Origin of the sequence: Paenibacillus sp. 2TAF8 (assembly GCF_052114825.1) — a bacterium.
GTDB lineage: Bacteria > Bacillota > Bacilli > Paenibacillales > Paenibacillaceae > Paenibacillus.
This window is the reverse complement of sequence record NZ_JBFRFN010000033.1, coordinates 41,333-49,296: the sequence shown is the minus strand read 5'-3', so window position 1 is coordinate 49,296 and position 7,964 is coordinate 41,333. Positions and strand designations below refer to the sequence as shown.

Below are 7,964 nucleotides of genomic sequence, written 5' to 3'. Positions count from 1 at the left end.
GGGGTTCCACACGTACCCATCCCGAACACGACCGTTAAGCCCTCTAGCGCCGATGGTACTTGGACCGCAGGGTCCTGGGAGAGTAGGACGCCGCCAAGCAAAGAACCACTGCCGATGTAATTCGGTGGTGGTTTTTATTTTTATTTAAATATAGGTAAGAACATAAAAATCTTCAATTAAGGAATACTTAAACTACACTCATAACAAAGGCAGGCGTCCGATCTAAATGGAAGGACGCTTTTTATTATATTTTCAAGACTTGTCCACGTAAGAAACACATTTGTGTACAAGGGGAAGCACACCTGATTGTTCCAAGGAGTTTCCCTTGACATTCTAAATATCGCTTTGCTAAGATGGACAATAATATATTTTCAGAAAACGAATTTTCGGCATACAATACAGCCTGGAATCTTCGGGTCTTGGTCCGTAAAGCTGAGCAAACATAAGGAGGAACACTTGCGTGTGGGAAGATAAATTTGGTAAGGAAGGCTTCACCTTTGATGATGTATTGCTAGTGCCACGGAAATCCGAGACACTGCCTAAAGAAGTAGACGTATCTGTTCGTTTGAGCGATAACGTCAAATTGAACATTCCTTTGATTAGTGCAGGGATGGATACTGTTACAGAAGCGACATTGGCAATTGCCATTGCCCGCGAAGGCGGCATTGGTATTATTCATAAAAATATGTCCGTTGAACAACAAGCTGAAGAAGTGGATCGGGTTAAACGCTCAGAGAGTGGTGTAATTACCAATCCTTTTTCACTCACAGCTGAACATCTGGTATCTGATGCTGAGGCAGTTATGGCAAAATACCGGATTTCTGGTGTGCCTATCGTTGAAGGAGATCAGAAGCTCGTAGGGATTCTGACCAACCGTGACTTGCGATTTATCCATGATTTCAACATCAAGATTAGTGAAGTCATGACTCGTGAGAATTTGGTTACAGCTCCTGTCGGTACAACACTGCAAGAGGCAGAAGGTATTTTGCAGAAGCATAAAATTGAAAAACTTCCATTGGTGGACGAGTCCAACACATTGAAGGGCCTTATCACGATTAAAGATATCGAGAAGGCAATTCAGTTCCCGCAAGCTGCGAAAGATGCGCAAGGCCGCCTTTTGGTTGGTGCAGCAATTGGTATCTCGAAAGATACTTTTGAACGTGCAGACGCTCTGGTCAAAGCGGGTGTGGATCTGATTACAGTAGATTCAGCTCATGGCCATCATATTAACATTATTGAAGCAGTTCGCAAGTTGCGCGAACGTTTCCCTGAGCTCACCATCATTGCAGGCAACGTTGCTACGGGTGAAGCCACACGTGATCTGATTGAAGCAGGAGCTTCGGTTGTCAAAGTAGGTATTGGGCCAGGTTCCATCTGTACAACCCGTGTTATTGCAGGTATTGGTGTTCCTCAAGTTACAGCTGTATATGATTGTGCAAGTGTGGCGCGTGAATACGGCGTACCTATCATTGCTGACGGCGGTATTAAATACTCTGGTGAGATTACTAAAGCTCTTGCTGCCGGTGCTCATGCGGTAATGCTGGGAAGCCTGTTTGCAGGAACAGCAGAGAGTCCAGGAGAAACTGAAATCTTCCAAGGACGTAGTTATAAAGTATATCGTGGTATGGGTTCGATGGCTGCAATGAAACAAGGTAGTAAAGATCGATACTTCCAAGATGATGACAAGAAATTGGTACCTGAGGGTATTGAGGGCCGTGTAGCTTATAAAGGTCCGCTGTCTGATACAATCCATCAGTTGATCGGTGGTCTACGTTCGGGTATGGGATACTGCGGAACAAGTAATCTAGATCAATTGCGGAATGATACAAGCTTTATCCGTATTACAGGCGCTGGTCTTCGTGAGAGCCACCCGCATGATGTACAGATTACAAAAGAAGCACCTAACTACTCGTTGTAATCCGAAGAGAGTTAATCATTTCCAAGGCAAGCTCAGCGATTTTCGCTGGGCTTGTCTTTTTTTGCGGATATCCCTGTGATAGAATAGAACAAGCGGTGCCGTCCAACGATGGATCTGGGCGTTGCGGCGATTTTTTGACGTGATCCATGATGATTTATTTTATCGATTTAAGGTGAGCCGGAATTGGCTTATCCCACATGAAGAGAAGCCGATGCCCATTACATAAGCATATGGCAAGATGCGAGCGAAGTGACAATTGATCTGGACGTTAGAGCAAAGAATTTGCTCATATCGATACAGCGCATATAGTCAGAGAATCACACATCCATTGATACATTGACAGGGACTATGAAAACAGCAGCTTGAGCTGCACTGAGGCATCATTTCAGAAGCTTCAGATCGAAGGGAGTATTCATCATTGAAAGCCAAACACATGAATAAGAAGAAGCATCAGATCCTCAAAAAGAGCGTAGCCTCCGTTATGCTCCTTAACATGCTATGCATGTCCGCAGTGATGCCTGTTATGGCCGCAGCAAGTCACTCTGGTCAGGTCCTGACCGCGGCAGCTACAACAACGAAAACGCCTGCAAAGGCGGTTAGCATTCCCTCAGTTGACTCGCTTGGACTTGATGTAAGATCGGCAGTCCTGATGGAAGCTTCCACAGGCCAGATTTTGCTTTCGGTTAATGCGGATAAGGCAATGCCGCCAGCGAGTATGACGAAGATGATGACAGAGTATATCGTTGCAGAACAGGTGAAACAGGGGAAGTTTGGCTGGGATACTGTAGTTGAAGTGAGCAAAAACGCAGAAAAAAGTATCGGTTCACGTATTTTTCTAGCCGAAGGTGACAAACACACTGTGAAAGACCTGTATATCGCTATGGCTGTTGGTTCGGCCAATGATGCGACTGTTGCCTTGGCTGAATATGTTGCGGGTTCTGAAGCAGAATTCGTGAAAATGATGAATGAAGAAGCGAAGAGAATGGGCATGAAAGATACCCACTTCATTAACTCTAGCGGTCTGGATCGTGCGGACATGCCAGCTGAATTCCGCCCATCAGAAGACAAGGAAACGGTGATGTCCGCTTTAGACGCTGCTATTTTGTGCAGATATATCGTTAGAGATCATCCGGACTACAAAGATTTTACAACGATTCAATCCTATAAATTCCGTCCTAAAGACAAAGCACCGATTATCAACTATAACTGGATGCTGGAAGCGAATAAAAATATAACCAACTTCAAAAGCTACGCCTATGAAGGTCTGGATGGCATGAAAACAGGCCATACGAGCAATGCAGGGAATAACTTTACGGGTACAGCTGAGCGTAACGGCATGCGTTTGATCAGCGTGGTGATGGGTACAGATTCTGAATCTGCACGTTTTAGAGAAACAAAAAAGGTGCTGGATTATGGCTTTGATAACTTTGAAGTAAAACAGGCTGTTGCAGGCAAAACCAAAGTGAAGGGCTGGGAAACGGTACCTCTGAAAAAAGGGAAAGAAACAACAGTTCCTGTTGTAACCGATAATGCGGTAAGTTTTGTTGTGCCTAAGGGTACTCAAAATCTGAATGTTACATTCAAAGCGAGTGTAACCGAAGCAGATAAACTGGTTGCACCAATCAAAGCAGGTACTAAGGTTGGTACGGTGACTTACACATACAAAGCAGAGGGAATGGAGCCTCAGGAAAAAACAGTAAACCTGATTACAGCCGAAGAGGCTGAAAAAGGTGGCTGGTTCCGTCTATTCTTCCGTGCGATCAAAGACTTCTTCGTTGATCTGTTCGATGGAATCAAAAACTTGTTTTAATCGAAAAATACAAACTAATACTGAATGAGTGGATTGTATATTTACGCTTTTTCCGGTAAAATATCAAGTTAGAATTCTACGTATTAAAGTATAAAAGTCTAAGGTTCTTTCATCTGAATAGAAGCGTCATTATGCTTGTTGAAAAATGAGAGACAACACATACACTACGGGGGGCTTGGAATATGGAAACGGGAACATCACGCGTTAAAAGAGGTATGGCTGAAATGCAAAAAGGCGGCGTAATCATGGACGTCATGAACGCTGAGCAAGCTAAAATTGCGGAAGCAGCAGGTGCAACAGCAGTAATGGCACTTGAACGTGTTCCTTCTGATATTCGTGCAGCAGGCGGAGTGGCTCGTATGGCTGATCCAACGATTGTGGAAGAAGTAATGAAGGTTGTTACGATCCCTGTTATGGCCAAAGCACGTATTGGTCACTATGTAGAAGCTAAAGTACTTGAGTCACTTGGTGTGGATTACCTGGATGAGAGTGAAGTACTGACTCCTGCGGATGAAGTATTCCATATTGATAAACATGAGTTTACTGTACCGTTTGTATGTGGAGCGAAAGACTTGGGTGAAGCACTTCGCCGGATCGGTGAAGGAGCATCCATGATTCGTACAAAAGGTGAGCCGGGAACAGGCAACATCGTTGAGGCGGTACGCCATATGCGTTTCATCAACAGCCAAATTCGTAAGGTAACCAATATGTCGAAGGACGAGCTGTATGCAGAAGCAAAGAACCTTGGCGTTGCATACGAGCTTTTGCTTGATGTACATGAGAACGGAAAATTGCCAGTAGTTAACTTTGCAGCGGGTGGCGTAGCGACTCCGGCAGATGCAGCTCTTATGATGCACCTCGGAGCAGATGGTGTATTCGTAGGTTCCGGTATTTTCAAATCCGATAGCCCGGAGAAGTTTGCTCGTGCGATCGTTGAAGCAACAACACATTACACAGACTATAAATTGATTGCCGAGGTTTCCAAAAATCTTGGAGCACCAATGAAAGGCATCGAAATTTCCAAACTTGCACCTTCCGAGCGTATGCAGGATCGCGGCTGGTAAGAGAAGGGGAATTGACAGATGAAGATCGGCGTTTTGGCACTTCAGGGTGCTGTTACAGAGCATATACGCAGTATTGAACGTGCTGGGGCCGAAGGCATAGCAATCAAGCAAGTCCAGCAGCTAGAAGAACTGGATGGCCTGATTCTGCCGGGTGGAGAAAGTACGACTATCGGGAAGCTTATGCGCAAGTATGGGTTCATGGAAGCCATTCGAGCCTTCGCAGCAGCAGGAAAGCCGGTATTCGGCACTTGTGCAGGTCTGATTGTCATGGCGAAGCGCATTCAGGGTCAGGATGAGGCTCATTTGGAGCTTATGGATATGACGGTATCCCGTAATGCATTTGGACGACAAAGAGAAAGCTTTGAGACGGATCTGCCAGTCAAAGGCATTGATGAGACGGTGCGAGCTGTATTTATACGTGCGCCGTTAATTGAAAGTGTTGGCGAGCAGGTCGAGGTCCTTTCAACGTACAAAGATGAGATTGTGACAGCTCGCCAGGGGCATCTGCTGGCTTGCTCCTACCATCCGGAGCTAACGGATGACTATCGTCTGCATGCTTACTTTGTAGACATGGCCAGAGCGTATCAACAATCGAAAGAAGTAAAATAAAGTATGATGTACAACCTATGATCTCCCGGTCATCGGATCACTTCCTCAGACGTCTGTTTCAGGCTGCTGTGGCGGCTGCATCTGAACGGATGCCTCATGTTGCTTGTCACTGCTGCATAGCGGGAATTGCGGCAGAGGGCAGACCTGAGGACATAGGTTGTTTTTTCGGTTATTGGTATGAAGTAGGTTATAATAAATATATTGTCCTTTATATTGAAGGTTTCGAGAATGGGTCTAACACGAGGCCCTATATTGTAGGTTTATTAGGAGGGGTACGTAGTGCTTGATGTTAAAATATTGCGGAATGAATATGCACGAGTAGAGGAAGCATTAAACAACCGTGGCAAATCACTAGATCTGATTGCTGGATTCACCGAATTGGATGCAAAGCGCCGGGAGCTGCTTCAGGAGAGTGAGAATCTGAAGAGCCGCCGCAACACGGTATCTTCAGAGGTAGCCAGACTGAAAAAGAACCGTGAAAACGCGGATGATTTGATTGTTGAAATGCGTGAGGTATCTGATCGCATCAAAGCGATGGATGAAGAAGTACGTGAGCTTGAGGTTAAAATTAATGATCTGACAATGGCGATTCCTAACATTCCTAATGAGAGTGTGCCTATCGGTACATCGGAAGAGGATAATGTTGAAATTCGCCGCTGGGAAGAGCCCAAGTCATTCTCATTCACGCCAAAAGCGCACTGGGAGATTGCACAGGAGCTGGACATCCTTGATTTCGAAGCAGCAGCCAAAGTGACAGGTTCCCGTTTTACCTTCTATAAAGGACTTGGAGCGCGTCTGGAGCGTGCGCTGATTAACTTTATGATGGATTTACACAGTGATCAGCATGGATACGAAGAAATTTTGCCTCCATACATTGTGAATCGGGACAGCTTGTTTGGAACAGGACAACTGCCGAAGTTCGAGGAAGATCTGTTTAAGCTTAGAGATACAGAGTATTATCTGATTCCAACAGCAGAAGTGCCTGTAACGAACTACCACCGTGAAGAGATTTTGAATGCAGATGATCTGCCGAAGCATTTTGTGGCGTACAGTTCGTGTTTCCGCTCTGAAGCCGGATCGGCTGGACGTGATACTCGTGGCTTGATTCGTCAGCATCAGTTCAATAAGGTGGAGTTGCTCAAGCTATCTTCACCAGAGACGTCGTATGATGAGCTGGAGAAAATGACACAAAACGCAGAGCGTGTACTACAACTTCTGGGCTTGCCTTACCGCGTGTTGACGCTTTGTACGGCTGATATGGGTTTCACTTCGGCAAAAACATATGATATTGAAGTGTGGCTGCCTGAGAGCAACACTTACCGAGAGATTTCATCTTGCTCTAACTGCGAAGACTTCCAGGCACGTCGTGCCAATATCCGTTTCCGCAGAGAGCCTAAGGCGAAGCCAGAATTTGTACACACATTAAACGGATCTGGACTGGCTGTGGGACGCACGGTAGCAGCGATCCTGGAGAACTATCAGCAGGAAGACGGTACGGTAATTATTCCTGAAGCATTACGTCCTTACATGGGCGGAATTGACGTCATCGCTCGCCGCGCGTAAAGCCGGAAACGAGATCGGACACTATATTTATCATCTGACTCACCCGTCATCTGCTTGGTGACGGGTGGAATAGATGATGTAATAGAACGTTGGCTAGAAGGTGGAGAATAGAAGTTCGTTTTTGATTTAAAAAAAGCAATAAAAAAACTTGCACTCTGATATTAATCTATGGTATGATACTTTTCGTGGCAAGTTTATAAAATGAATATTTGGAGAGGTACCGAAGCGGTCATAACGGGGCGGTCTTGAAAACCGTTAGGGTGCAAGCCCACGTGGGTTCGAATCCCACCCTCTCCGCCATACTACACTTATAACAAGGATTTGAGCGTTAATGCTCAGGTCCTTTTTTGTTTAATTTTATATAAAAAGAGCGCAAACTTAGCATGCATAAAAACAACATCATTTCCACACGTTATAGAAGTGGAGGTGGTAAAGATGAACCGCGAGCTAAACATCGAACAGAACGAACTTGTAGGTGCATGGCAGGATCGTTTGCCCCAAGTCCTGAATGTGGGTGATCAGGCACAGATCATGGCTGATGAAGCTGATAACCAGGCGATACGGATACACATTGCAACAGCAGGTCATGAAATGTATTCTTTTGATTTCAAATGCCAATATGTTGATTCCCGTGAGGTTCGTGTAGAGCTGGTAGATGTGGAACGGGATGGGCGAGCAACGGATGAGCGTACAGAGCCGATTCAGGAACTGGCGCATGATTACACCAGACATATTCACGAATGTGCCCAGTCTCTGCAATCGATAACGAAACCTTAACGCGARCCAAAAGGAGTTGAATGGTGTGACTAAAGCTAAGTCAGGTGTGGACAAAAACCTACAGAATGTTGTTGGAGATCTCGACCAAACTGGAGTTAATAGTCATCATGCCAATCAAATACAGCAGGATTCCAATGATCGCCGTCATCAGGATGTCTTAAATCATGATAAAACGGAAGACAGAGACCCATCCCATTCTTAAGCTATGATGAGGAGGCACTTG

General features: G+C 45.3%; 8 protein-coding genes, 1 tRNA gene and 1 rRNA gene. All 10 read left to right on the top strand.

Annotated elements, in window-relative coordinates:
* Positions 1-99 (top strand): 5S ribosomal RNA (gene rrf, locus AB4Z30_RS28230); the annotation flags it as partial.
* A gap of 361 nt (positions 100-460) precedes the next feature.
* Entirely contained in the window at positions 461-1,918 is a 1,458-nt protein-coding gene (gene guaB / locus AB4Z30_RS28225) for an IMP dehydrogenase (RefSeq protein WP_090924897.1), read from the top strand.
* 418 nt (positions 1,919-2,336) lie between these two features.
* On the top strand, positions 2,337-3,728 hold the full coding sequence (locus tag AB4Z30_RS28220) for a D-alanyl-D-alanine carboxypeptidase family protein (RefSeq protein ID WP_441930944.1): 1,392 nt from the start codon (positions 2,337-2,339) through the stop codon (positions 3,726-3,728).
* A gap of 182 nt (positions 3,729-3,910) precedes the next feature.
* Positions 3,911-4,792, top strand: coding sequence for a pyridoxal 5'-phosphate synthase lyase subunit PdxS (gene pdxS / locus AB4Z30_RS28215; protein ID WP_062329598.1), 882 nt, complete (start codon positions 3,911-3,913; stop codon positions 4,790-4,792).
* 18 nt (positions 4,793-4,810) lie between these two features.
* Entirely contained in the window at positions 4,811-5,401 is a 591-nt protein-coding gene (pdxT, locus tag AB4Z30_RS28210; protein ID WP_441930942.1) for a pyridoxal 5'-phosphate synthase glutaminase subunit PdxT, read from the top strand.
* A 17-nt stretch (positions 5,402-5,418) separates the two neighbouring features.
* Positions 5,419-5,688, top strand: coding sequence for a hypothetical protein (locus tag AB4Z30_RS28205; protein WP_441930941.1), 270 nt, complete (start codon positions 5,419-5,421; stop codon positions 5,686-5,688).
* Positions 5,681-6,964, top strand: a complete 1,284-nt coding sequence (serS, locus tag AB4Z30_RS28200; RefSeq protein ID WP_441930939.1) for a serine--tRNA ligase — start codon at positions 5,681-5,683, stop codon at positions 6,962-6,964. Before AB4Z30_RS28205 ends, serS begins: the two co-directional genes overlap by 8 nt.
* A 211-nt stretch (positions 6,965-7,175) precedes the next feature.
* Positions 7,176-7,264, top strand: a tRNA-Ser gene (locus AB4Z30_RS28195).
* A 135-nt stretch (positions 7,265-7,399) separates the two neighbouring features.
* Positions 7,400-7,741 carry a hypothetical protein gene (locus AB4Z30_RS28190; protein ID WP_441930938.1) on the top strand — a complete coding sequence of 114 codons (342 nt, stop codon included), beginning with the start codon at positions 7,400-7,402 and terminating at the stop codon, positions 7,739-7,741.
* 25 nt (positions 7,742-7,766) lie between these two features.
* Positions 7,767-7,943 (top strand): hypothetical protein, encoded by a 177-nt coding sequence (locus tag AB4Z30_RS28185; protein WP_441930937.1) that lies wholly within the window; start codon positions 7,767-7,769, stop codon positions 7,941-7,943.
* Positions 7,944-7,964 lie beyond the last annotated feature (21 nt).

What these genes read in the sequence shown, in the direction of transcription:
- pdxS (WP_062329598.1), top strand. Translation starts at nt 3,911, where the DNA reads ATGGAAACGGGAACATCACGCGTTAAAAGAGGTATGGCTGAAATGCAA.
- pdxT (WP_441930942.1), top strand. Translation starts at nt 4,811, where the DNA reads ATGAAGATCGGCGTTTTGGCACTTCAGGGTGCTGTTACAGAGCATATA.
- AB4Z30_RS28205 (WP_441930941.1), top strand. Translation starts at nt 5,419, where the DNA reads ATGATCTCCCGGTCATCGGATCACTTCCTCAGACGTCTGTTTCAGGCT.
- AB4Z30_RS28190 (WP_441930938.1), top strand. Translation starts at nt 7,400, where the DNA reads ATGAACCGCGAGCTAAACATCGAACAGAACGAACTTGTAGGTGCATGG.